This window comes from Sphaerisporangium fuscum (genome assembly GCF_018531465.1).
GTDB lineage: Bacteria > Actinomycetota > Actinomycetes > Streptosporangiales > Streptosporangiaceae > Sphaerisporangium > Sphaerisporangium fuscum.
In genome coordinates this window covers 129,773-153,142 of record NZ_JAHDTF010000025.1, presented here as the reverse complement: position 1 = coordinate 153,142, position 23,370 = coordinate 129,773, and the positions used below count along the sequence as shown (strand labels likewise).

The 23,370-nt window shown below is 69.7% G+C and carries 21 protein-coding genes; 10 read left to right on the top strand and 11 right to left on the bottom strand.

Translation table 11 applies throughout. The features are described 5' to 3' along the window. Window positions 1-69 precede the first annotated feature (69 nt). The 6 genes from KIK05_RS30455 to KIK05_RS30435 are packed head-to-tail and all read right to left on the bottom strand — an operon-like array spanning window position 70 to window position 3,736. The gene (locus KIK05_RS30455; protein ID WP_250563714.1) at window positions 70-1,305 is read right to left on the bottom strand and encodes an ATP-binding SpoIIE family protein phosphatase; all 1,236 of its coding nucleotides are present in this window, start codon (window positions 1,303-1,305) and stop codon (window positions 70-72) included. Between the two features lie 2 nt (window positions 1,306-1,307). Continuing rightward, on the bottom strand, window positions 1,308-1,589 hold the full coding sequence (locus KIK05_RS47340) for a hypothetical protein (protein ID WP_250563713.1): 282 nt from the start codon (window positions 1,587-1,589) through the stop codon (window positions 1,308-1,310). After that, window positions 1,538-2,083, bottom strand: a complete 546-nt coding sequence (locus KIK05_RS30450; protein WP_250563712.1) for an anti-sigma regulatory factor — start codon at window positions 2,081-2,083, stop codon at window positions 1,538-1,540. Before KIK05_RS30450 ends, KIK05_RS47340 begins: the two co-directional genes overlap by 52 nt. After that, a complete protein-coding gene (locus KIK05_RS30445; protein ID WP_214414315.1) occupies window positions 2,071-2,487 on the bottom strand; it encodes an anti-sigma regulatory factor in 417 nt (138 codons plus the stop codon). Before KIK05_RS30445 ends, KIK05_RS30450 begins: the two co-directional genes overlap by 13 nt. Then, entirely contained in the window at window positions 2,484-2,873 is a 390-nt protein-coding gene (locus KIK05_RS30440) for an STAS domain-containing protein (protein WP_214414314.1), read from the bottom strand. The genes KIK05_RS30445 and KIK05_RS30440 overlap by 4 nt, the downstream gene beginning before the upstream one ends. After that, entirely contained in the window at window positions 2,873-3,736 is an 864-nt protein-coding gene (locus KIK05_RS30435) for an STAS domain-containing protein (RefSeq protein ID WP_250563711.1), read from the bottom strand. The genes KIK05_RS30440 and KIK05_RS30435 overlap by 1 nt, the downstream gene beginning before the upstream one ends. Before the next feature lie 618 nt (window positions 3,737-4,354). Between KIK05_RS30435 and KIK05_RS30430 the strand changes: the two genes are divergently transcribed. The 4 genes from KIK05_RS30430 (at window position 4,355) to KIK05_RS30415 (ending at window position 11,380) form a co-directional block, all read left to right on the top strand. Then, complete coding sequence (locus KIK05_RS30430) at window positions 4,355-5,563, top strand: amidohydrolase family protein (RefSeq protein WP_214414313.1); 1,209 nt, start codon at window positions 4,355-4,357, stop codon at window positions 5,561-5,563. A gap of 527 nt (window positions 5,564-6,090) precedes the next feature. Then, the gene (locus KIK05_RS30425; RefSeq protein ID WP_214414312.1) at window positions 6,091-6,960 is read left to right on the top strand and encodes a DegV family protein; all 870 of its coding nucleotides are present in this window, start codon (window positions 6,091-6,093) and stop codon (window positions 6,958-6,960) included. Between the two features lie 572 nt (window positions 6,961-7,532). Further along, a complete protein-coding gene (locus KIK05_RS49090) occupies window positions 7,533-8,732 on the top strand; it encodes a helix-hairpin-helix domain-containing protein (RefSeq protein WP_308250177.1) in 1,200 nt (399 codons plus the stop codon). Between the two features lie 542 nt (window positions 8,733-9,274). Beyond that, on the top strand, window positions 9,275-11,380 hold the full coding sequence (locus tag KIK05_RS30415) for a ComEC/Rec2 family competence protein (RefSeq protein ID WP_308250176.1): 2,106 nt from the start codon (window positions 9,275-9,277) through the stop codon (window positions 11,378-11,380). A 586-nt stretch (window positions 11,381-11,966) separates the two neighbouring features. On the opposite strand, the gene KIK05_RS30410 is transcribed toward KIK05_RS30415, so the two are convergent. Next, a complete protein-coding gene (locus KIK05_RS30410) occupies window positions 11,967-12,122 on the bottom strand; it encodes a hypothetical protein (RefSeq protein WP_214414311.1) in 156 nt (51 codons plus the stop codon). A 1,162-nt stretch (window positions 12,123-13,284) separates the two neighbouring features. On the opposite strand from KIK05_RS30410, the gene KIK05_RS30405 reads away from it, so the two are divergent. Together KIK05_RS30405 and holA are read left to right on the top strand one after the other, a co-directional pair. Continuing rightward, window positions 13,285-13,848, top strand: coding sequence for a GyrI-like domain-containing protein (locus tag KIK05_RS30405; protein WP_214414310.1), 564 nt, complete (start codon window positions 13,285-13,287; stop codon window positions 13,846-13,848). Window positions 13,849-14,088: 240 nt separating this feature from the next. Next, complete coding sequence (holA, locus tag KIK05_RS30400) at window positions 14,089-15,057, top strand: DNA polymerase III subunit delta (RefSeq protein WP_214414309.1); 969 nt, start codon at window positions 14,089-14,091, stop codon at window positions 15,055-15,057. A gap of 599 nt (window positions 15,058-15,656) precedes the next feature. On the opposite strand, the gene KIK05_RS30395 is transcribed toward holA, so the two are convergent. Then, complete coding sequence (locus KIK05_RS30395) at window positions 15,657-16,481, bottom strand: SDR family NAD(P)-dependent oxidoreductase (RefSeq protein WP_214414308.1); 825 nt, start codon at window positions 16,479-16,481, stop codon at window positions 15,657-15,659. A gap of 43 nt (window positions 16,482-16,524) precedes the next feature. Then, the gene (locus KIK05_RS30390; RefSeq protein ID WP_214414307.1) at window positions 16,525-17,865 is read right to left on the bottom strand and encodes an FAD-binding oxidoreductase; all 1,341 of its coding nucleotides are present in this window, start codon (window positions 17,863-17,865) and stop codon (window positions 16,525-16,527) included. Between the two features lie 171 nt (window positions 17,866-18,036). On the opposite strand from KIK05_RS30390, the gene KIK05_RS30385 reads away from it, so the two are divergent. Both KIK05_RS30385 and KIK05_RS48365 read left to right on the top strand, forming a co-directional pair. After that, window positions 18,037-18,183, top strand: coding sequence for a hypothetical protein (locus KIK05_RS30385; protein ID WP_214414306.1), 147 nt, complete (start codon window positions 18,037-18,039; stop codon window positions 18,181-18,183). 162 nt (window positions 18,184-18,345) lie between these two features. Next, window positions 18,346-18,471, top strand: a complete 126-nt coding sequence (locus tag KIK05_RS48365) for a hypothetical protein (protein WP_284681474.1) — start codon at window positions 18,346-18,348, stop codon at window positions 18,469-18,471. 366 nt (window positions 18,472-18,837) lie between these two features. Here KIK05_RS48365 and KIK05_RS30380 read toward each other — a convergent pair whose 3' ends face one another. Beyond that, complete coding sequence (locus KIK05_RS30380; protein ID WP_214414305.1) at window positions 18,838-19,254, bottom strand: hypothetical protein; 417 nt, start codon at window positions 19,252-19,254, stop codon at window positions 18,838-18,840. 358 nt (window positions 19,255-19,612) lie between these two features. Further along, window positions 19,613-19,885: a 30S ribosomal protein S20 gene (rpsT, locus tag KIK05_RS30375; protein WP_214414304.1), complete on the bottom strand. Its 273-nt coding sequence runs from the start codon at window positions 19,883-19,885 to the stop codon at window positions 19,613-19,615. A 366-nt stretch (window positions 19,886-20,251) separates the two neighbouring features. Between rpsT and lepA the strand changes: the two genes are divergently transcribed. Next, window positions 20,252-22,078 carry a translation elongation factor 4 gene (gene lepA, locus KIK05_RS30370; RefSeq protein ID WP_214414303.1) on the top strand — a complete coding sequence of 609 codons (1,827 nt, stop codon included), beginning with the start codon at window positions 20,252-20,254 and terminating at the stop codon, window positions 22,076-22,078. A gap of 67 nt (window positions 22,079-22,145) precedes the next feature. Continuing rightward, window positions 22,146-23,363: a radical SAM family heme chaperone HemW gene (gene hemW / locus KIK05_RS30365; RefSeq protein ID WP_214414302.1), complete on the top strand. Its 1,218-nt coding sequence runs from the start codon at window positions 22,146-22,148 to the stop codon at window positions 23,361-23,363. Window positions 23,364-23,370 lie beyond the last annotated feature (7 nt).

Sequence of the window (23,370 nt, the reverse complement as noted above, 5' to 3'; positions counted from 1 at the left end):
GTCCCCTGCCCGCCGACGGCCGACGCCCTGACCGGGCGCCGGCCGTCGGCGTCTTCAAGGGCACGCCTGTCAGGCGCCGTCGTCGCCCGTGCGCCGCAGGGCCACCACGGCCACGTCGTCCTCCCGCGCCCCGAAATGGTCGATCAGCCGGTCGCAGAACATCTCCAGATCGTGGTCGAAGGAGGTCGCGATCTGCCGTACGACCTCCAGGCTCTGGTCGAGCGGGACGTCGCGGTCCTCGATGAGACCGTCGGTGAACAGCAGCAGCGCGCCCTTCTCCGGGATGCGCAGCCGGTCCACCCGGTACGTCTCGGGCGCGGCGCCGATGAGGAGATTGCCCCAGTCGTGGTACTGCGCCTCGCCGTCCACCACCAGCACCGGCGGGATGTGGCCGGCGTTCACCACCTCCGCGTCGCCGGTCAGCGGGTCGATGAGCAGGAGGCAGACCACCGACGCCGCGGCGGGTGAGGCGGTGTTCAGCTCGGACACCAGGGCCAGCAGCGTCTGGGCGGAGTTGTCGACCAGCTCCACCTGCACCTGCTGCTCCTCGCTCAGCCTCTCCCCACCCGGCCCGAGCAGCAGCCGCACCAGGCCGATGATCGAGTTGAGCGGGGTGCGCAGCTCGTGGCTCACGGTCGCCCAGAAGCGGTTCTTGGCCTCGCTCGCCTCCCGCAGCTGGGCCGACTTCTCGTCCAGCTCGGCGTATAGGGCGACGACGCCGCGGTTGGTCTCCTCCAGCTCCTCCGGCAGCTGGTTGTAGAGCGCGAAGACACCCTGGTTGGTCTCCTCCAGCTCGGCGTTGAGCCGGACGAGCTGCTCACGCTGCGTGCGCGAGTCCTCCAGAGCGGCGGCGAGCTCGCGGTTCTGCTGGCGCAGCTCCTCGAGGGCTTCGTTCGGAGCGGGCTCCGCCAACTTCCCGCGGATCCGGCCGAGCCGCGGTGCTCCCGGGATCCGCAGGCCGGGTACCCGCTTGCGCAAGGTGATCCGGCGATTGACGTTGTCGTGCTCGCCTGCGTCCATCAGGCGGGCGGCGAGGGCCACGCCGGCGGAGCCGACGAGCGAGGCGCCGGAGGTGTACGAGATGTCGATGAGCAGGCCGCCTCCGGCGTCGTCGAGCGTGAAGCTCACCCGCGCTTCGCGGGACCCTGACAGGATCTCCCTGCCGACCTCGCTGAGCGCGGTGCCGACCCGGATCTGGTCGAGATCGTCCAGCCCTACGGCCTCGGCCACATCGCGGCCGAGCCGACGTACGGCGAAGATGTCCCGGCCCTCCCGGATCGTGACGCTGACCAGCTCGTTGCTCATCGCTACCCTTGCACGACCAGGACGCAGGCGTCGTCCCGGCGGACGGCACAGTCGCGCAGCAGCGTGCCGGCGATCACGTGGGGCGTGTGCTTGAGAAGGCCGGGATAGGCGGACAGGTCCCATCGGTCGGTCAGCCCGTCGGAATGGAGGACCACGAAGGCGTGCGGCGGAAGCTCGTAATGGAACTCGCGGGACCCTCGGGCGTTGTGGCCGGCGATACCCGGCAGCGAGATCAGGCCCTGCCGTCCCGCCGAATGGACGAGCCACCCGGAGATGTTGCCCACGCCGGCGTAGGTGAGGGAACCGGCCGGCCGCCCACCGGTCGGGACAGCCCGCACGAGCGGGACTCGGGCGGCGGGGCCTCTCGCGCCGTGAACAGCATGCTCAGCACGGTGCCCCGGCCGGGGACGGAGTGGATGTCGTACGCGTCGCTGAGCCGCGTGATCGCCCCGAGGCCGATGCCGAGTGTGCCCGTGGTCGAGTAGCCGTCCCGGATCGGGTTGATCGTGTCCGCCATGCCGGGACCGCTGTCGATCACCAGGACCTCGATCGACGACGGCGACGACGCGTGCGGGCGCACGAGCATGACCCCGGCCTGGGCGTGTTTGACCAGGTTGGACGCCGCCTCGCTGACGGCCACGGCCACCTGGCCGGCGTGCTCGTCGTCGAAGCCCCTCTCGCCGGCCAGCGCGGTGGCGATCCGGCGGGCCGCGCCGATCGCGCTGCCTTCCTCCATCCTGAGCCAGGCATCGTCACGGTTGGGGCTCAGCGCGTCCATTTCGTCACCGTCACGACCGTTCCTCGGCCCGGCTCGGAGTCGAGCTCGAACTCGTCCACCAGCCGGCGGCTGCCGCTCAGCCCCAGGCCGAGACCACCCGCGCTGCTCCAGCCGTCGCTGAGCGCCAGCTGGATGTCGGAGATGCCGGGGCCCTCGTCGTGGAAGGCGAGGCGCAGGCCCCGCCGCATCCCGTTCTCGACGATCTCGATGGTCGCCTTCCCGCCACCCGCGTGGACGAGGGTGTTCCGGGCGAGCTCACTGGCCGCCGTGACCACCTTGGTCTGGTCGACGAGCGAGAGGCCCAGTTCGATCGCCATCGCACGGACCTTCTGGCGCACGATCACCACATCGTCGTTCGAGGCGATGGAGAGGTGATCGGTGGTCTCGGTGATGGGGCGGATCACTGGTCGGCCGTTGACAGCTTGTACCGGTGCGAGGCGGACGTACGGCTCAGCAGTGCGATGCCCTTCTCCAGGTCGAGCGCGGTGCGCAGACCACCCAGGGAGAGGCCCAGCTCGACCAGGGTGATGGCCACGGCGGGCCGCATGCCGACGACGATGGTCTCGGCGTCGAGCATGCGTGCCATGCCGGCGATCGTGGAGAGCATCCGCCCGACGAACGAGTTGACGATCTCGACGGCGGTGATGTCGATGATGACCCCGGCGGCGCCGGTCGCGACGATGCGGTCGGCGAGGTCCTCCTGAAGGGTGAGGACGCTCTGGTTATCCAGATCGCCCTGAATGGAGACGAGGAGGATGTCGCCGATCTTCAGGATGGGCACGCGTTCCATCAGGATTCCTCCGCGCGGACGGCCACGCGTGTCCTCTTGCCGACGATGATCTCCACACCGCTCTGCTTGAGGGTGTAGGCCAGGGTGTCGGCCAGAGTGGCCTTGGTGACGATGTCACCGAACTCGATGCCGAGGGTGACGATCGTGTGGGCGATCTGCGGGCGGATCCCGGAGATGATGCACTGGGCGCCCATGAGCCGGGCCGCCATGACGGTCTTGAGCAGGTGCTGCGCGACCTGGGTGTCGACCGCCGGTACGCCGGTGATGTCGATCACGGCGTACTCCGAGCCGGTGTCCACCAGGGTCTGGAGCAGCTTCTCCATGACCACCTGGGTGCGGGCGGAGTCGAGCGTGCCGACCAGGGGGACGGCGACGATGCCCTCCCACAGCTTGACGACGGGGGTGGACAACTCCAGCAACTGCTCCGCCTGGTCGGCGATGATCTTCTCGCGTGCCGTGGTGAACGCCTCGAAGGTGTAAAGGCCGAGCTTGTCACTGGTGCGGGAGAGCCAGATGAAGCCGCGCAGGGCCTCCTCGCCGCCGTCGGCCTCCACGAGCTCGTAGACCGCTTCCTTCAGCCCGAAGACCGCGACGGCGGTCTCGCTCGGGGTGAATCCCTTCCGGGCGCGGGACCGGGAGAGCTCACTGAGGAGGCCGCGCAACTCGGTGCCCGCCTCGGCATCCTCCAGCGACCGCAGGAAGGCGCGGAAGATCTCCTGGAGCTCTTTGCGGGTCTCCGTCTCGGACGCGCGTCCGCGCAGAGGGGCATTGGAGATCGTTACCCAGCGCTGCAGTATGCGCTCTTCGTTGGCGCGCAACAGCTCCGTGACGTGGCGCCTGCTGGTATTCTCCTGGACGGTCAAGACAGCTCCCGGGCCGATCCGCAATCAGTGAGCCAGATGATGCTCTTCCGCGAAGGCCACACTGGGTATGATCAAGATCATCCTGTTGAGGTGCGGCTGGGAGCAAAGTCACACTCCGGGATAAAACGGGCAAATGGCACAGAGGTTTCGAATTCCGTGAAACCGCTCAAATGCCCAGGAAAACGACTGTGGCCTGCGCGGCTTGATTATTGCTACGATATGGAAACCCTGACAGGACATTCTGGCGTTGGTTCCGCATGATGACGTGTGTGACTGCTGTGACAGCAGAGGCTGCGCTCGTCGTCCGGCGTGACCTCGGGGCAGATTCCGACATGCCGGGGTGCATGGGGTCCCCGACGCCGCACAGGGGGGAAGAGCAGGCCTTTTCCCCGATAACCCTGTACAGCGAGCCGACCTGTGAAATAACGTAACTGAACTGAAATCGCCTGGCCAAGATCCGGGCGGTACCGTCATCGCACCTGACGTGCGGATGAGATCAGGAGACCCCCCAATGACGTCCGGAAACGGAGCGGACCCGGCGGGCGTGGCGCCCGGCCCCCACCGGGCCTGTTCGGCGTTCCCGGGAGTCCTGACGGCCGGTGGCCGGGTGGTGATGCCATGACGGTGCGTCTTCTCACGAACATCGGCCGGCTCTGGACCGGCAACGATGTCTGCAGCAACGCCGCGATCCTGGTCCACAACGACCGCATCGCGTGGGTCGGCCGCGCCGCCGACCTCCCGCAGAGCGTGCCCGGGGTCGTCGACGACATCGTCGACGTCGACCACGTCGAGAACCTCGGCGGCGCGCTCGTCACGCCGGGCCTGATCGACGCGCACACCCACCCGGTGTACGCCGGCAACCGCTACGCCGAGCTCGCCATGCGCTCCGGCGGCTCCACACCGAGCGCGATCACCGCGGCGGGCGGCGGCATCGGCTCCTCCGTCACCGTGACGCGCGGCACCGACCCGTGGACGTTGTGCAACGGCGTCCGCGAGCGCCTGCGCGACTGGGTGCTCAACGGCACCACGACCGTCGAGGCCAAGACCGGCTACCACCTCACCCGCGACGGCGAGCTGGCCGACGTCCGCCTGCTGCGCGAGCTCGAGAAAGAGCCGATGATGCCGCGGGTGCACGTCACGTTCCTCGCCGCCCACGTCGTGCCGCCGGAGTACTTCGGCCGCCAGCGCGACTACGTCGAGGCGGTCGGCTCCTGGTGCGCCGACGCCGCGGCGGCCGGCGCCGACAGCGTCGACGTCTACTGCGACGACGGTCACTTCACCACCGACGAGGCCCGCTGGGTTCTCGCCTCCGGCCGCAACGTCGGCCTGCTCCCGCGCATCCACGCCGGCGCCCACAAGCGGCGCGGGGCGGTCCAGCTCGCCGCCGAGCTCGGTTGCGCGTCGGCCGACCTGCTCCACAACACCACCGACGAGGACATCGCGCTCCTCGCCAGGTACGGCGTGCCCGCCGTCGTCTGCCCGAGCACCGCCCTCCAGCAGGGCAGCCTCCCTCCCGTGCGGCGCATGCTCGCCCAGGGAGTCACGGTCGCGCTCGGCAGCGACCACAACCCCGGCCACTGCGGCATCACCTCCATGTCGCTGGTGATCAGCCTGGCCGTGGCGGCGTTCGGCATCAGCGTGGGCGACGCCCTGCGGGCCGCCACGCTCGGCGGAGCCACCGTCCTCGGCGCGCCCGACCGCGGCGTACTCACTCCCGGTCGCCTCGCCGACATCGTCCAGTGGGACGCCGACCACGAGGGCGCCTTCGCCTGGGGCTTCGGCCTCAAGCCCCGCCGCGTCTGGCGCGGCGGCGTCCCCGTCCAGTAAGACCCGCGTCACGGGAGGGCCACAGCCGGCTGTCCGACTCCCCGGCGCCTGCGTTCCCGCGTCCGATGCCAGTGTGTCTGTGTCCGGTGTTTCCGCGTCCGGCGTTCAGTGTTCCCGTGTCCGGTGTTCCCGCGTCCGGTGTCAGCGGGCCCGTGTCCGGTGCCCGCGGTCGGCGTTCAGTGTGTCTGTGTCCGGCGTGCCCGGGTCCGATGCCAGTGTGTCTGTGTCCGGTGTTTCCGCGTCCGGCGTTCAGTGTTCCCGTGTCCGGCGTGCCCGCGTCCGGTGTCGGTGTTCCCGCGTCAGCGTGCCCGCGTCCGGTGTTCCCGCGGCCTGGTGGCACGCTCGGTTGGCGCCACGGCGGCCAGGTGCCTCCCCGCGGGCCTGCCCGGCCTCTGGGGGCGGTACGGCCCTCTCCGCGGCAGGGCGAATGCGGTGTCGTGTTCGACCGATGTCCACCCCGTGTCGTGCCTCGTGGGAGACCTGATTCACGCCGGGCGGAAGGGCGATCTGGCGGGTAGCCTTCGGACATGTCGCAACCGGTCGCCGTGGTCACCGACTCCACCGCCTACCTCGATCCCGAGGAGACCGAGCGGCTCGGCGTCATCGTCATCCCTCTTCAGGTCGTCGTGGGCGGACGTACTCTGGACGACGTCGTGCAGATCGACGCGGAAGGCGTCGCCACGGCCCTGCGCGAGTGGTCGCCGGTGTCCACCTCCCGGCCGGCTCCGCAACGCTTCGCCGACGCGTACGAACTCGCCGCGGCCAGAGGCGCCGTCGGCGTCGTCTCGGTACACCTGTCCGGAGCGATGTCGGGCACGGTCGACTCGGCGCGGATGGCCGCCAGGGACGCGATGATCCCCGTCGAGGTGGTCGACAGCGGGTCGCTCGCGATGGGGTTGGGATTTCCGGTGCTCGCGGCCGCCGAGGCGGCTCGTCGCGGCGGAACCCGCACGGACGTCGCGGCCGCCGCGCGAGCCTGTGCGGAGGCCACCAAGAGCTTTTTCTACGTGGACACCCTGGAGCACCTGCGCCGGGGAGGGCGGCTCGGAGCCGCCGCCACCCTCCTCGGCTCCGCCCTCGCGATCAAACCGCTGCTGCACATCACCGACGGGGTGATCGCCCCCCTCGAGAAGGTCCGCACGACCGGTCGCGCCATCGCGAGGCTGGAGGATCTCGCGGTACGGGCGGCGGGCGAGCGGCCGGTCGACGTGGCCGTACACCATCTCGTGGCAGCCGCACGGGCCCACACCCTCGCCGACCACCTCCGCCGACGGATCCCTCACCTGGAGAGGCTTCGCGTGGTCGAGGTCGGCCCGGTCGTCGGCGTCCACGTCGGCCCCGGCATGCTCGGCATCACCCTCACCCCATCTCTGGGCGCCTCCTCTCCCGGCACCTGATCCTCGCCTGACCGGACCCGGCGACCATCAACGTGAGCGGCCGGAGATCGTGATTGTTCCCGCTGCCGGAGTGCGCCAGGAGCGCTGCGGACTCCGCGGCTGCTGCCCGGGACCGAAGGCCAAACGTTTGGCCGTCCGGCCGGGTCACTCTCGCGTCCACCGAGGCCTTCGCGGTGACCCGATGCGGGGGCCTGGCCGAAACAGAGACTGCCCCTGGTCACTCGCGGGGTGGCTGTACTGGCAGGGTGCTGAACTCTCTACCTGTTCTGTCGTGGAGGGCTTCCTGGTCGCTCGCGGGGTGGTTGTACCGGGAGGGTGCTGAACTCTCTACCTGTTCTGTCGTGGAGGGCTTCCTGGTCGCTCGCGGGGTGGTTGTACCGGGAGGGTGCTGAACTCTCTACCCGTACTGCCGTGAACGGCCCTTTGGTCACTCGCGGGGTGGCTGTACCGGCAGGGCGCTGAACTTCCTCCCCGTACTGCCGCGCACGGCCCCGCCGGTCCTCCTGTCGGGTTATCCACAGAGCGGCGTTCGGTCGCTGATCGGCGGTCTCCGGCCCCCTAACGTCGCTCCCGTGCGAACAGCGGACAGGGCCACCGAGAGCGAGATCGGCGCCTCCCGGCTCCATGCCCTGCGGCCTCTGGGCGCGGCCAGGGAGACCCGCCGCGTCGGCGTCCACGTGGACGAGCTTCGCGGCGCCCTCGCTCTCGCCGAAGCCCCGACGCCGCTGCGAGGCCTCATGCCCGCGCCTCCACGCTCGTCCGCACGACCAGCCGAAGGCGCGAGTCAAGGAGGCGACGAAATGGTCAGGGCCGACCAAGGGAAGTCCGACCCGCAGTGGAGCACCGAGGCCTCGGAAGAGGATCTCGCCCCGGCGGGGCTGGCCCGGTCACAGCCGCTGCCCCGTCGCTCCCTGCGCGTCCGGCTGGGAGACATGCTGACCGGCCACGCCGCCCCGCTCGACCTGGGACGTCCGGGGGTGCGCGTCTTGCTGGTGCTCGGGCTCCTGGCGGTCGTGGTCGGTGGTTTCTACGCGTGGCGGTCCAGGCCGTCCGCCGAGCCTCTCGGGCCGCCGCTTCCCATGGGCGCGTCCGCGGAGGCGCCCTTCACACCGGGATCCCGGGCCGGCGGGGCCTCCGCGGCGGGTGCCGGGCCTGCTGGGGCCTCTTCCGTGGCGGGTGCCGGGCCTGACGAGGCCTCCTCGGTCGCCGGTGTCCGGGCCGCCGGTGCCGGCCTCCCGGGGGCTCCGCCCGCAGGCTTCCCTCTCGCCGGGTCTGCACCTGTGGCCTCCGCCATCACCACGCCGGCCGACCGGCTGGGCCGGCCGGCGCCGGGAAGCTCCGGCGCGCTGGTCATCGTGCATGTCACCGGAAAGGTCCGCAAACCTGGGCTGGTCACCCTGCCCGCCGGGGCCCGCGTGGCCGACGCCGTGACGGCGGCGGGAGGGGTGCGCGCGGGGGCCGGCATCGGCGGGCTCAACCTCGCCCGGAGGCTGACCGACGGTGAGCAGATCGTCGTCGGCGCTCCTGCGGTGTCCGGTCCGGCTGCTGTCCCGCTGTCCGATCCCGTGTCCGGCCCCGCTCCCGTGCTCGACCTGAATGCCGCGAGCCCCACCGAGTTGGAGACGCTACCCGGCGTCGGTGAGGTCCTCGCTCGCCGCATCGTCGAGTTCCGCCAGCTCCACGCCGGTTTCCGGAGCGTCGACCAGCTCCGCCAGGTCAGCGGCATCGGCGACCGGAAATTCGCCGAGCTGCGCGACAAGGTCCGCGTATGACGTCTCCGGCCGTGACAGTTCGCGACCTCGCCTCGGATACGGAGAGCGAGGCCGGGCAGGCCCACTCGATGCGCCTGGTGCTGCCCGCCTCGGCGGCATGGGTCACCTCACTGGTCCTCCTCGGCTGCTCCGTCCACACCGATCTGATCGTCGCTTTTACGGCCTTGTCCGGCATGACGGCCCTGTACGCCACGCGAAAGTTCCGCGGAGACGGTCGCCCGGCACGGGGAGCGGTTGATGGAGGAGCCCGCGGTTCTCCACTGGTAGGGCCGCCCAGTGAAGCAAGTGCCGGCGGTGGGGGTGTCGTCGGGTGGGGTGGGACGAGGGGGGTTGGGGCGGCGGGTGAGGCAAGTGCCGGCGGTGGCGGTGTCGTCGGGCAGGGTGCGAGCGGGCGTGGGGCGGTCGGTGAGGCAAAAGCCGGCCGTCGGGGTGTCGTCGGGCGGGGTGGGATGAGGGGGAGTGGCCTGGCCACGTGGTGGGAGGAATGGGGGCGGACCACGGCTTTCGGGGTGTTGGGGTGTGTCGCGGCGGTAGCCGGTTGCGTGGCGTTCCGGGTTCACGCGATCACGTCCGGGCCGGTCCCGGCGCTGGCGGCCAAGCGGGCGACGGTCACGGTGGAGATCACCGTCACGGACGATCCACGGGTCCTGAAGGGGAATCGTGGACTGGTCCGACACGACAGGGTCGTCGTCGAGGGCGACCTCGTGCTCGTGGAGACGTCCGGATCGCGGTTCACGACCGCCGTACCTGTAGTGGTCTTCGCCCAGGGGGCCGAGTGGGCGTCGCTCCTGCCCAGCCAGCGGATACGGGCAAAAGGCAGGCTCGTCCCGGCGGACCCCGGGGAGCTCACGGCCGCGACCCTCGTGATCAAGGAGTCGCCGTTCGTGCTGAACGGCCCGTCCCCACCGCAGCAGATGGCGGCCACCCTGCGCGCAGGCCTACGACAGGCGGCCGCGGTTCTCACACCGGCCGAGCGCGGGCTTCTGCCGGGGCTGGTTGTCGGCGACGTCTCGCTGATGGACGAGCAGGTCAGACACGAGCTCAAGACGGCCGGTCTGAGTCACCTGACCGCGGTATCAGGAGCGAACCTCGCCGTGATCGCCGGAACGGTCATCGCGGTGGCGCGAGTCGCCGGGCTGCCACTGGCGCTGCGGGCCGCGCTGGCGATAGCCGCGATGCTCGCCTTCACCGTCGTCGCCCGGCCGTCGCCCAGCGTGCTTCGTGCGCTGGTGATGGGAGTGGTGACCGCGGTGGCGCTAGGTTCCGGGCGTCCGCGGGACGGCATCGCCGCCCTGTCGGCGACGGTGCTGGGACTGATCCTGTTCGACCCGGCCCTCGCCCGTGAGTACGGCTTCGCCCTGTCGGTCTTCGCCACGGGTGGCATCCTGAAGCTCGCACCTCGTTGGCGAGACCGCATGGCCGTCCGCATGCCTCGCTGGTCCGCCGAGGCCATAGCGGTGCCCTGCGCCGCCCAGGCGGCGGTGACGCCTCTGCTCGTGCTCATCTCGGGACAGCTGGAGCTCGTCGCGATCCCCGCGAACCTCCTCGCAGGCCCGGCTGTCGCACCCGCGACCGTTCTCGGCTTCGCGGCGGCGGTCGTGGCGCCCGTCAACATGGAGGTCGCACGGTGGATCGTCCGCCCGGCAGGGTACGCCGTCGGCTGGATCATCTCGGTCGCGCACCAGGCGGCAGGCCTGCCCTCGGCCGTGCTGCCGTGGCCCGGAGGCCCCGTCGGATTGCTGCTGCTCGCGATCACCGCCGCGGTCGCCTTGGTGCTCCTGCGGCGCGCCGCATGGCGGTTGATCGTGTGCGCCGTCGCCGCCGGCCTGATGATCGCCGTCTTCGTCGTGCGACCGGCCGTGGCGTCCTGGCCTCCACCGGGATGGCTCATGGTCTCCTGCGACGTCGGGCAGGGCGACGGCCTCGTCCTGTCAGCCGGAGGCGCGCAGGCGATCGTGATCGACACCGGGCCCGATCCTGTGGCGATGGACCGGTGCCTGCGTGCACTCGGTGTGAAACAGGTGCCCTTGCTTGTCCTGACCCATCCGCATCTCGACCATGTCGGAGGCCTCGACGGTGTGTTCCGCGACAGGTCCGTGGGGGCCGTGGTGGTGAGCCCTGGTCACCAACCAGAGGAGGAGAGTGTACGGGTCAGCGCCGACCTCAGTCGACGGCATGTGCCGGAATGGGTGGCCTCGCCGGGGATGGCGTGGAAGCTGGGGTCGGTGTCGCTGACGGTCCTCGGCCCGGCGGCGGAGGCGATCGCGGCCGGGCCGGGGGAGGGATCGATGGCGAACAACGCCAGCATCGTGATCCACGCGAGGTGGGCGGCTGGTTCCGCGTTGCTGTGCGGCGACGTGGAGATCGAGGCCCAGGCGGAGTTGCTGCGACGAGGCCTGCCGAAAGCCGACATCCTCAAGGTTCCGCATCACGGATCGGCCCGCCAGGATCCGGAGTTTCTCGCCAGCATGGGGGCGAGGGCGGCACTGATCAGCGTCGGCGCGGACAACGACTACGGCCACCCCGCCCCCCTGACGCTGAGCCGTCTGCACGCCTTCGGCATGCGCATCTACCGCACCGACCAGCAGGGCGACCTGGCCGTCATCTCCGACCGCGATCATCTGGCCGTGGTTCCTCGGGGCCCTTGACCAAGCCCGCCGACCTCCAGCCCTCTGCTCATCACGGTCGCTCCAAGGAGTACCGCGGCCCTCTCACTGGACGACGACGCACCGGTGACCGTATGGCGGTGGAGGTGCTGGCGCCTGATCCCCCCGGGAGATCCCAGCCGGGTCGCCTGGCGGGGCGCTCCAACTGCCATGACTGCTGCATCCCTTGCACTCAGCGGCGCTAACGGACAAGCGAGGCCGGGTCAAGTGTGGAGGGCGGGTGAGTAAGGCCGGGTCAGTGTGGAGGGCGGGTGGGTGAGGCCGGGTCAATGGCGTAGTGAGAAGGCCGGGTCAGTGTGGAGGGCGGGTGGGTGAGGCCGGGTCAATGGCGTAGTGAGAAGGCGGGGTCAGTGCGGAGGGTGGATGGGTGAGGCTGGGGCAATGGCAGATGAGTAGAGCCGGGCCAATGCGGAAGGCAGGTGACTGCGTCCGGAGCAATACGGAAGGCTGGTGAGTGAGGCCGGGTCAGCGGAAGCCGATGAGTGCGGCTGGAGCAATACGGAAGGCCGGGGAGCGAGGTCAGGTTAGTGGGGGGCCAATGAGTGAGGCCGGATTAGTGGGGAGGGCGTCAGCGGGAGGTGGGGGTGTGCAGGGAGCGGAACTCGGTGTCAAGGTCGGCGGCGTAGAGCGAGCGCCGGCACGGGGCGCAGCGGTAGAGGATCGGGCCGTCGTCGAGCAGCGCTCCGCAACGGGGGCAACTGTGACGGTTCGGGTTGGTCTTCACGGTGTTCACCTCCTCTTTCGCCTTGGTCTCCTGAAGCGTGACAGAGGATACCTGCAGGTGAATTGCCAATGACTTGCAGTGATGCCGGTGTTCCACGGACAGCGGCGAAGATCCTCTTCCCTGTCGAGTGCGATAGGGCGTCGAGTGCGCGGGCGCGGCATGCGGCATCGGATGCTGCGCCGCATGGGCCCTCTGTAGGGCGCCGACCGCTGCATGAAGCGGTGGCTCTTCCTGCCGTATCGGACGCTTCGTGCGCTATCGGCTGCTGTGCGGCCTGGAGTTCTATGTAGGGTGCGCTGAGCGCTATATGTCGCCTTGACTATTGGTGCTGTATTCGGTGCTTGCTATGGCGTCGGGTGTTGTGTGTGGCGTGGAGGTCTATGTAGGGCGCCGGTGTTTGTGTGGCCTACGGGTTCTTTGTGTCACAGGTGCTTGCTATGCGTCCGGTGCTGCGTGTGGCGGGGGTCTGTGTAGGGCGCCGGGTGTTGTGTGTGGCCTACGGGTTCTTTGTGTCACAGGTGCTTGCTATGCGTCCGGTGCTGCGTGTGGCGGGGGTCTGTGTAGGGCGCCGGGTGTTGTGTGTGGCCTTCGGGTTCTTTGTGTCACAGGTGCTTGCTATGCGTCCGGTGCTGCGTGTGGCGGCGGTCTGTGTAGGGCGCCCGGTGTTGTGTGTGGCCTTCGGGTTCTTTGTGTCATCGCGGTGCTTGCTATGCCTCCGGTGCTGCGTGTGGCGGCGGTCTGTGTAGGGCGCCGAGTTGTGTATGGCTTTCGGTTCTTTGTGTCGTATCGGTGCTTGACGTGGCGTGGGGCCGCTGTATGTGGCGCGCGGTTCTCTCTAGGGCGCTGGCGTTCTATGTGGGGTCCTCTTCGTGCCGTATTTGGTGCTTGGTGTGGCGTCGGGGGTGTGTGGGGCGCATGTTTTGTGTGGGGCGCTGGCCGTTGTATGTGGCGTTGGCTATTGGTGGCGTATTGGGCGCTGTGGGCGGTATCCGGTCGGTGGCGCTTGCGTCGGTGGCGCCACCCCTGGGGCCGGAACAATCGCAGGGTCCTGAACTCGCCTGGTGGCGAATCGCTTCTCGGGTGGAGGGGGGCGCCTGGACTCTCCCACTGAGGGAGAGACGATTCTGGGCGGGTCAACGAGGACGACTCGAAGGAGATACCCGTGGATGACGCGATGCGGCAGTGGTACACCGCCGCTGACAAGCCGGAACTCGTGACCTTCGGCCCGGTCCAGGGCCTGACGGTGACAGGTGTGGGCGAGCCGGGCGGCACCGAGTACACCGCCGCCGTACAGGCTCTCTACACCGTCGCCGGTGCGCTTCCGTCGTCGCCTCACCTGGCGCCGTTGGAGGGGCGCTGGTGGGTCGAGGACAGTCGGCCGCCTCTGCAGGTTCCCCGGGCGGAGTGGCGCTGGCACCTGTTCCTGCGCCTCCCCGACGAGTTCGACCCGGCTCTCGTCGACCAGGCGCGGGAGAACGCCCGGCCATCCGGGGCTGCCGTTGACAAGGTGCAGATGGTGACCTTCACCGAGGGGCTGTGCGTGCAGATGACCCACCACGGTCATTACGCCGACGAACCGGCTTCCCTGGCCCTGATGGACGAATACATGACCCAGGAGGGGCTCGTGCACGCGGGATTGCACCACGAGATCTACCTCTCGGACGTCCACGAGACCGACCCGGCGAGGATGCACACCATCCTGCGCCATCCGGTCCGCCGCCCCTGAGATCCCTTCCGGGAAGAACGGCCAGGGGCAGCTGCTTTGAGCTTCTCGGGTGGTGAGGGCCGTTGGGGCTGGTTGTGCCTGGGGTGCTTCTTGTGAGGGGTGGGGCTTGGTTTTGTTGCCTTCTGGGGTTGGTCTTATCGGGAGCGGTTGGGGGTGCTGTTGCTGAGGGGCAGAGGGGATCTGGCTGGGAGTAGCGGATTCGGTTGCCGGTGAAGTGTCAGGACGTGGGATGCTGCTGCCATGGGGACGGATCCAGCACCTGTGACCCTGGTGGTCGGCGACGAGGAGTTGCTCGCCGATCGGGCGGTGAGCTCGGTGATCGCGGCGGCCCGCGCCAAGGACCCGGGTACGCAGGTCCATGACCTGTTCGGCGGCAAGGTCGAGCCGGGGGAGCTCACCCGGCTGACGTCCCCGTCCCTGTTCGGCGACCCTGCCGTGGTGGTGTTCCGCTCGGCGCAGGATCTCGGCAAAGAAGTGATCGCCGAAATCGTCGCCTACACCAAGTCCCCGTCCGAGGATGCCGTGGTGGTGCTCGTGCACCCCGGCGGTGTCAAGGGCAAGGCCCTGGTCGAGGGGGTCAAGAAGGCCGGAGCCGCTGTCATCGCGGTCAGCAAGCTGACCAAGGCGGGGGAGCGGCTCGACTTCATCAAAGGTGAGACGAGGAACGCCGGCCGTTCGATCAGCGGCGCCGCCGCCCAGGCGCTCCTCGACGCCGTGGGGAACGATCTTCGTGAGCTGGCTGCCGCATGCAGCCAGCTCGCTTTCGACACCCCCGGCAAGGCGATCGATGAAGCCGCCGTCGCCCGCTATCACCGGGGCCGGGCGGAGGTCAGTGGGTTCACCATCGCCGACAGCGCCGTCGAGGGACGGCTCGGCGAAGCACTCGAACAGCTGCGGTGGGCGCTGGCGACCGGCACCGCCCCTGTGCTGATCGTGAGTGCCCTGGCCGGAGGGGTGCGGTCGCTCGCCAAGGTCGGCGGCGCGCCACGCAAGCTCCGTGGCGGGCAGCTGGCGAGCCATGTCGGCATGCCGCCGTGGAAGCTCGACAGGGTCAAGCGGCAGCTCAACGGCTGGGGCCCTGAGGGCATCGCGCGTGCGATGCAGGCCGTAGCCGTCGCCGACGAGCAGGTCAAGGGCGGCGGTACGGACCCCGCGTACGCCCTGGAGCACACCGTCCAGGTCATCGTCGCCAGCCGCACCGGCCGCTGATCCGGCCGTGGCTCAGGTGAGCCTGGACGGCGGGGCCTCCTCCATCCCCCCGCGCCTGCCCCCACGCTCCCCCAGCCGCAGGAGCAGTGGGGATGAGGGACGGCGCCGCTGATGGGCGTCGGGGCCGCGGCGGTGTCGGGTGCCCTGGTCGCGGCGGGATCAGGGCGATGCCGCCGACCACGACCAGCGCGGGTCACCGCCCCGACGGCGGCTGCCGCCATGGCGGAGACGGCGGTGAAGAATCCGTCGTCCGCCGGGACCGGTCGCCCCGAGAAGATCCATGACTTCGCGCAGGCAGTTCACTGCGAAGTAGACCTGCTCACCGCGAATTAGACCTGCTCACCGCGAAGTAGACCTGCTCACCGCGAAGCAGACCTGCTCACCGTGAAGCGGGTCGCCCAGTTGACCTGCTGTGGTCGGAGTGTGGTCGCGATCCTGAGCTCGACCACCAGGGGGACGGTGGGTGCTGGCGTGCATTACGGCTACCTTCCACAAAACTGCCTCTTCCGATCGGTCTCGGCGCACGTCCTGGTCGGCGTTCGCCAGGGTAAGGGCGCCTGCCGCCCCGCTCTGCTCGAGTGGGGCGGTTCGTCGAGAGGTCAGGTGGCCTGGGGCCCGTGGGCCTCCACTGAGAGGTCGTGCCAGTCGGCCCAGGTCTTGAGCCGGTCGGCGTAGACCTGCTGGAGCATCGGGAAGCTCTGGGTGCCGAAGAACACCCGCAGGGGCGGATTGTCGGTGTCGGCGAGCTTGAGCATGGCCTGGCCGGCGGCGGCCGGGTCGCCGGTGTCGAGTGCCTGGGCGTACGCGCTGTAGGCCTGGCGGGCGGCGTCGTAGAGCGGGTTGGGCGGGGCCTGGATCGCACTCTCGCTCGCGTCGGTGGCGTAACTGCCGGGCTCGACGATGGTGACCTTGATGCCGAAGCCGGCGACCTCCTGGGCGAGGGTCTCGCTCAGGCCCTCCAGGGCCCACTTGGACGCGCAGTATCCGCCGCCGAGGGAGAAGGCGGCGACGCCGGCGGTGGAGGAGATCTGGATGATGTGCCCGGAGCCCTGCTCGCGCAGGTGAGGCAGCGCGGCCTGGACCACCCACAGCGGGCCGAACAGGTTGGTCTCCAACTGGTCGCGCAGATGCTGCTCGGTCAGTTCCTCGACCGCGCCGAACAGGCCGTAGCCGGCGTTGTTCACGATCACGTCCAGACGGCCGAAGTGCTCCTTGGCCTGCGTCACGCTCTCGAAGACGGAGGCCTTGTCCGTCACGTCCAGGCTCAGCGGAAGCACCAGGTCGCCGTAGGTGGTGACCAGGTCATCCAGGCTTCGAGGGGTGCGGGCGGTGGCCGCCACCCGGTCGCCGCGGGACAGGGCGGCCTCGACGAAGCCGCGGCCAAGGCCGCGGGACGAACCGGTGACGAACCAAACCTTGCTCATGATCTCCTTCTTTCTGCTACGGGTGCGAAGCGGTGCAGGCGGCCTACTGGGGCCGGACATTGTGGTTGCGGGCGAACAGGTTGCCGGGGTCGTACTGGCGCTTGATCGCTGCGAGGCGCTGGTAAGTCCGCGCGGGATAGATCGCGGCGACGTCGTCCTCGGTGGCGGTGGAGAGGAAGTTGGCGTAGGCGCCGTTGACGTGAGGTGCGAGTCTGGCCCACATCGCCTCCAGCGTGGGGCGGGCGGCCTCGATGACCGGCGGCGGGCCCGCGGTGGTGGTCACGACCATCAGTTCGGCCTGGCGGTGGGCGTAGGCGGTGGCCTGCTCGGGGACCCGGGACACCGCGCGGCCGAGGCTGCGCACGGCGATGAACGGCGCCCCCTGCGATGCCCCGGTCTCGGCCAGGATCCGCAGGGCCTGCGGCACCGACTCCCTGTCGACGAAGGCGCTGCGCGTCACCAACTGAATGCCGGGCGGGGGGATCGCGCCGTCCACCAGCGTGTCCGCATACGGTCGCAGCGCGACATCATCGGCGATCACGGTGCCGAGGGCGCGGATGGGGTCGATGGCCTGGGCCGCGAGCCGCGGGTCGTCGCTGTCGAAGGCTAGTTGGATCTCGACCGGCGCCTCGGGGCCGCCGGCGAAGGGATTGGCGAAGTTCGCGATGGAGGTGAGCTCTTCGGGGGCGTCACGCATATGGTCCGCCCAGCCCTGCAGTACGCCGGGGAGTTCGGAGGCAGGGAAGGTGATCTTGCCGTAGAAGACGTCGGTGGTCGGGTGTGCTGTGAATTCGAAGGCGGTGACGATGCCGAAGTTGCCGCCACCGCCGCGCAGCGCCCACAACAATTCCGGGTTCTCCTGGGCGCTGGCCCGCACGATCCGGCCGTCGGCGGTGACCAGTTCGGCGGCGACCAGGTTGTCCAGGGCCAGGCCGTGCTTCCTGACCTTCCATCCGATGCCGCCGCTCAATGTGAGCCCGCCGACCCCGACGCTCTTGGTGTCGCCCGAGGAGATGGCCAGGCCGTGCGGGGCCAGGGCGGAGGCGACCTGGCCCCAGGTGGCGCCGCCGCTGATCCGCACCAGGTGACGGTCCTTGTCGATGACCTCCACGCTCGCCAGCCGGCGAAGATCGATCACGATGCCGTCGTCGTTGGTGCCGAAGCCGGGGAAGGCATGCCCGCCGCCGCGTACCGACAGCGACCGTCCCGTCTCGACGGCGAATCTGACTCCGGCCTGCACGTCCACGACGCCGCTGGGGCGCAGCACGTAGGCCGGGCTGCCCGACGCCAGCATCGCGTGGGCGGCCGACGCGTATTCCGGCGCGCCGGGTTCGATGATGTCGCCGCCGAATTCACGGCGAAGGGTTTCCAAGGCTGTGCTCATGACGTTCCTTCCGTCAGGCCAACTGGCCGGGCTGCCGGACGATGACGTTCAACCGGTTGGCGGTGTTGATGAGGGAGATGAGAATCACCAGGGCGGCGCGCTCGGCCTCGGTGAACACCGTGGACGCGGAGCATCACCAGATCCTGAAGCGCCTTCGGCAGCGTCGAATCCTTGAAGATCATGTTGCTGGCCGAGAAGCAGCGCTTCATGGACGCGAGCCGGCCGGCGGCAAGGATCAAGCGAGGTTCCATGATGCGTTTCCTTGTGCCGTGTTTTGCGCTGGACGACCACAAGATGCCGACGATCCGATCCTTGTGACAGTGATGTGCACCACATGGCCGGGCGCCGTACGAGATCGCCTTCCGGCTCTTTCCGCCCGCATGTCACACAGGCCGGGCTGTCTCGTCCCGGGTGGCGGAGACAGACATCGAGCATGGAGGCGGGGGCCTGCCGTGGCGGCTGGGCGCGGAGGGGGTCGTGATGGACGGGCTGGATGCGGCGCCGGTCGGCGAGGCGGTGGCCCAGGCCCGGCCGGAGATGCTCGTCGTGGGCTCGCCACAGCACGCGATCCGAAGAAAAGAAATGGAGATTTCGCGATTCTGGTGACCGGTGGCACCGGGAGCGTCGGCGCCGAAATTGTCGGTCAACTGCTCTACGCGGGCGAAAAGGTACGTCTCATGACCCGTAATCCCGGCGACATGACCTAGCCGGAAACCCCGCCGGAGGCGCTGTCCGGCGTCGGCCGGGCATTCCTGTTCCGCGTCTTCACCGAGATCGACGGACTCCTCGAAGTGGCGCGCGTAGCCGGACTGGGACATGCCGTGCCGCTGTCCTCATCGACCGAAACGCCCCTCAAGCCGGCTGGATCGGTGAACAACACCCGCGTTTGGAACGGCCCGTGGAAATGTCCGGGTTGCCGTGGACCTTCGTACGTCCCGGCGCGTTCATGACCGACGACCTCATGTGGGTGCCTCAGATCATCAACGGCCGGATCGTCCGCGGACTGTACGGCGGACGCCGAACCGGCCCCGGTCGACTTGGGCGCGCCGTACGCGCCCTGCTCGATGAGCGTGTCGGGGAGGCATGCGTACTCACCGGACCGTAGTCCCTGACCCGGATCGAGCGCGTACGGATCATCTCGGAGCTGATCGGGCGACCGTTGCGGTTCGGCGGGCGCGGATGCGCGCCTGTGGTGTGGTCACCGTGCTCGACGCCCCGGCGCAGCAGCTCGTCGTCCCCTCGGCGTTCCGAGTAGGGGTCGTCGAGCTGGAAGATCCCCGTCAGCCGGGCGGGTACCTGGCGGTGGTCGAGCCGCCCCGCTATGGCCGGCTCGTCACCGACCGACACGTCCATGGTCTGCGCGGCGGGCTGGGAGAGCGCGGTCTCCACGTGCCGCCGGTCACGGGCCCAGGCCAGGAGCTCTGGACGAGGCGCGCCTGTCGCCGCACTCTTCGTCCACCCCGAAACGGATCAGCTCAGGGCGCTTCAGGCGTTCCTGTCCAGGCCGGGCATGGGAGTCGGAGCGCGCGCCGACGGTCACGTCGTACGGCACTAGATCTTGGTGGATCAGGTGACGGAGCCGATATCGCCCGGGAGCGGCGGATGATGTCTAAATCGTGATATTCCCCTCGCGCTTGGAGACCGCCGAGGGGCGGCGGCTGCCGGGAGTGGACATGCCAAAACGCCGCGTCCTGCATGAGGACACGGCGTTGTCGGCTCCTTCCCGCGTGTGCGGGAAGGGTGGCGCCTACTTGCCGGCGGTGAGAGCGGCGGCGCGCTGGGCGATCGCCGACTTGCGGTTGGCCGCCTGGTTCTTGTGGATGACGCCCTTGCTGACCGCCTTGTCGAGCTGGCGCGAGGCGGCGCGCATGAGAACGGCGGCCTCCTCCAGGTTGCCCTGGTCGGCGGCCTCGCGGAACTTGCGGACCGCCGTCTTCAGAGAGGACTTGACGGCCTTGTTGCGCAGCCGGGCCTTTTCGTTCTGCCGGTTGCGCTTGATCTGGGACTTGATGTTCGCCACGAAGAAGCCTCGGTGAAAGTCGATTGGATGGGGCGCGCGGGCAGAGAGGGCGCGCCACACGCAGTTGAACAGGTTACCAACATGGCCGGTCCGCGCTCAAATCGAAGACCCGGCACACGCCTGCGCCGTAATCTTAGCGCAGGCACGAGCTTGGCGGTCTTGGTGCCCGGTAAACTGGAGGCGAAGCGCGGCACCGGCACGCCGGCGAGGCGGGGCGAGATCCTCGCCCGGGCGGTGTGAGCGGGTGCGGCGCCGCTTTGCTGTCCGGGTGACGCTGCCTGGGTGACCACCCGGGCGTGCCACCATGGGAAGCGGCCGGCCCAGCCGGTCTCATGATCGTCGTCAATCCTGCCGAAACGGACCCCGGTGCGCATCCAGCCTGGCCAGACCGACCCCGCGTTGATCCGCAACTTCTGCATCATCGCGCACATCGACCACGGCAAGTCCACGCTTGCCGACCGGATGCTGCAGCTCACCGGTGTGGTCGACGCACGGCAGATGCGCGCGCAGTACCTCGACCGCATGGACATCGAGCGCGAGCGCGGCATCACCATCAAGTCGCAGGCGGTCCGGCTGCCGTGGGACGGCCACGTCCTCAACATGATCGACACGCCGGGCCACGTCGACTTCACCTACGAGGTGTCCCGGTCGCTGGCGGCCTGCGAGGGCGCGATCCTGCTGGTCGACGCCGCGCAGGGCATCGAGGCGCAGACCCTGGCCAACCTCTACCTGGCCATGAACGCCGACCTGCACATCATCCCGGTGCTCAACAAGATCGACCTGCCGGCCGCGCAGCCCGACAAGTACGCCGAGGAGCTCGCCGGCCTCATCGGCTGCGACCCCTCCGACGTGCTGCGCGTGTCGGGCAAGACCGGCGAGGGCGTCAAGGAGCTGCTCGACCACGTCGTCGCGCAGGTGCCCGCCCCCGTCGGCGACGCCGAGGCCCCCGCCCGGGCGCTGATCTTCGACTCGGTGTACGACACCTACCGCGGCGTGGTGACCTACGTCAGGGTCATCGACGGCCAGCTGTCCAAGCGCGAGCGCACGGTCATGATGTCCACCGGCGGCACCCACGAGACCCTCGAGATCGGGGTCATCTCGCCCGAGCCGGTGCCGTCGGCGTCCCTGGGCGTCGGCGAGGTGGGCTACCTCATCACCGGCGTGAAGGACGTCCGCCAGGCGCGCGTCGGCGACACGGTGACCTCGGTGGTGCGTCCCGCCGCCGACGCGCTCGGCGGCTACGAGCACCCCAAGCCGATGGTCTACTCCGGCCTGTATCCCATCGACGGCGACGACTACCCCGAGCTGCGTGAGGCCCTCGACAAGCTCCGCCTGAACGACGCCGCCCTGGTCTACGAGCCCGAGACCTCCGCGGCCCTGGGCTTCGGTTTCCGCTGCGGCTTCCTCGGCCTGCTCCACATGGAGATCGTGCGCGAGCGGCTGGAGCGCGAGTTCAACCTGGCGCTGATCTCCACCGCGCCCAACGTCATCTACCGGGTCGTCATGGAGGACGGCAAGCAGATCACCGTCACCAACCCCTCGGAGTTCCCGGAGGGCAAGATCGCCGAGATCTACGAGCCGGTGGTCAAGGCGACCCTGCTGTCCCCGTCCGACCACATCGGCGCGATCATGGAGCTCTGCCAGAGCCGCCGCGGCAACGTCCTCGGCATGGACTACCTGTCGGAGGACCGCGTCGAGATCCGCTACACCCTGCCGCTCGGTGAGATCATCTTCGACTTCTTCGACCAGCTCAAGTCGCGCACGCGGGGGTACGCCTCGCTCGACTACGAGCCGTCGGGCGAGCAGGCGGCCGACCTCGTGAAGGTCGACATCCTGCTCCAGGGCGAGGCCGTCGACGCCTTCAGCGCGATCGTCCACCGCGAGAAGGCCTACTCCTACGGCGTCGAGATGGCCAAGAAGCTCAAGGAGCTCATCCCCCGGCAGCAGTTCGAGGTGCCGATCCAGGCCGCCATCGGCTCGCGCGTGATCGCCCGCGAGAACATCCGCGCCATGCGCAAGGACGTCCTCGCCAAGTGCTACGGCGGTGACATCAGCCGTAAGCGCAAGCTGCTGGAGAAGCAGAAGGAAGGCAAGAAGCGCATGAAGATGGTGGGCCGGGTCGAGGTCCCCCAGGAGGCCTTCGTCGCCGCCCTGTCCACCGAGAGCGGCAGCGCCGACAAGCCCAAGAAGTAGCCGCACGCCTCCGCCGCGGCGGTGTCGGTCGTCCCCGGCACAGCGGCGGGGGCGGCACACTGGGAAGGTGCCATCCGTACTTCTCGACGGCGATGCCGTGCCCGCCTCGGGCGAGCTGCCCGCCAGCGCCCGCGAGGGCCTCGGCACCCGGCCGTTCGGCTTCTACGTCCACGTGCCGTTCTGCGCGACACGCTGCGGTTACTGCGACTTCAACACCTACACCGCCGCCGAGCTCGGCCCGGGCGCCTCACGCGGCGACTACGCCGCGACCGCCATCGAGGAGATACGGCTGGCCCGCCGGGTGCTGGGCGACGCCGAGCTGCCGGTGGAGACGGTGTTCTTCGGCGGCGGCACGCCGACCCTGCTGCCGGCCGGCGACCTGGTCCGCATCCTGCGGGCCATCGAGGCGGAGTTCGGGCTGAAGGCCGGCGCCGAGGTGACCACCGAGGCCAACCCCGAGTCGGTCGACCCGGCCTATCTCGAGAGGCTGCGGGCCGGAGGCTTCACCCGGGTCAGCTTCGGCATGCAGAGCGCCAAGGAGCACGTGCTCGCCGTCCTCGACCGGCGCCACACGCCGGGCCGCGCGGCGCAGGCGGTGCGTGAGGCGTACGGCGCGGGGTTCCGGCACGTCAACCTCGACCTGATCTACAGCACGCCGGGGGAGACCGACGACGACTGGCGGGCCTCGCTGGCGGCGGCGATCGAGGCCGGTCCCGACCACATCTCGGCCTACTCCCTGATCGTGGAGGACGGCACCCGCCTGGCGGCCCGCATCCGCCGGGGCGAGCTGCCGATGCCCGACGACGACGTGGCCGCCGACCGCTACCTCATCGCCGACGCCATGCTGACCCAGGCCGGGTTCTCCTGGTACGAGGTGTCCAACTGGGCGGCCTCACAGGAGGGCCGCTGCCGCCACAACCTGCTCTACTGGACGGGCGGCGACTGGTGGGGCGTCGGGCCCGGCGCGCACGGCCACGTGGGCGGCACGCGCTGGTGGAACGTCAAGCACCCGGCCGCGTACGCCTCGCGCCTGGCCGAAGGGGTCTCGCCGGGCCACGCCCGCGAGGTGCTCTCCGACGCCGACCGCCACGTCGAGCGGCTCATGCTGGAGCTGCGGCTCGACTCGGGGTTCCCGCTGGCCGAGATCGGCCCCGACGCCCGTACGGCGGTGGCCCGTGCCCTCGGCGACGGCCTGCTCCAGCCGGGCCCGTTCAGGAGCGGGCGCGCGGTGCTGACCCTGAAGGGCCGGCTCCTGGCCGACGCGCTGATCCGCGACCTGACCTGACCCGGCT

Bases quoted from the DNA above. Each gene is read 5' to 3' on its own strand.
- KIK05_RS30455 (WP_250563714.1), bottom strand. From the start codon at position 1,305: ATGAGCAACGAGCTGGTCAGCGTCACGATCCGGGAGGGCCGGGACATC.
- KIK05_RS30450 (WP_250563712.1), bottom strand. From the start codon at position 2,083: ATGGACGCGCTGAGCCCCAACCGTGACGATGCCTGGCTCAGGATGGAG.
- KIK05_RS30440 (WP_214414314.1), bottom strand. From the start codon at position 2,873: ATGGAACGCGTGCCCATCCTGAAGATCGGCGACATCCTCCTCGTCTCC.
- KIK05_RS30430 (WP_214414313.1), top strand. From the start codon at position 4,355: ATGACGGTGCGTCTTCTCACGAACATCGGCCGGCTCTGGACCGGCAAC.
- KIK05_RS30425 (WP_214414312.1), top strand. From the start codon at position 6,091: ATGTCGCAACCGGTCGCCGTGGTCACCGACTCCACCGCCTACCTCGAT.
- holA (WP_214414309.1), top strand. From the start codon at position 14,089: ATGGGGACGGATCCAGCACCTGTGACCCTGGTGGTCGGCGACGAGGAG.
- KIK05_RS30395 (WP_214414308.1), bottom strand. From the start codon at position 16,481: ATGAGCAAGGTTTGGTTCGTCACCGGTTCGTCCCGCGGCCTTGGCCGC.
- KIK05_RS30390 (WP_214414307.1), bottom strand. From the start codon at position 17,865: ATGAGCACAGCCTTGGAAACCCTTCGCCGTGAATTCGGCGGCGACATC.
- KIK05_RS48365 (WP_284681474.1), top strand. From the start codon at position 18,346: ATGGACGGGCTGGATGCGGCGCCGGTCGGCGAGGCGGTGGCCCAGGCC.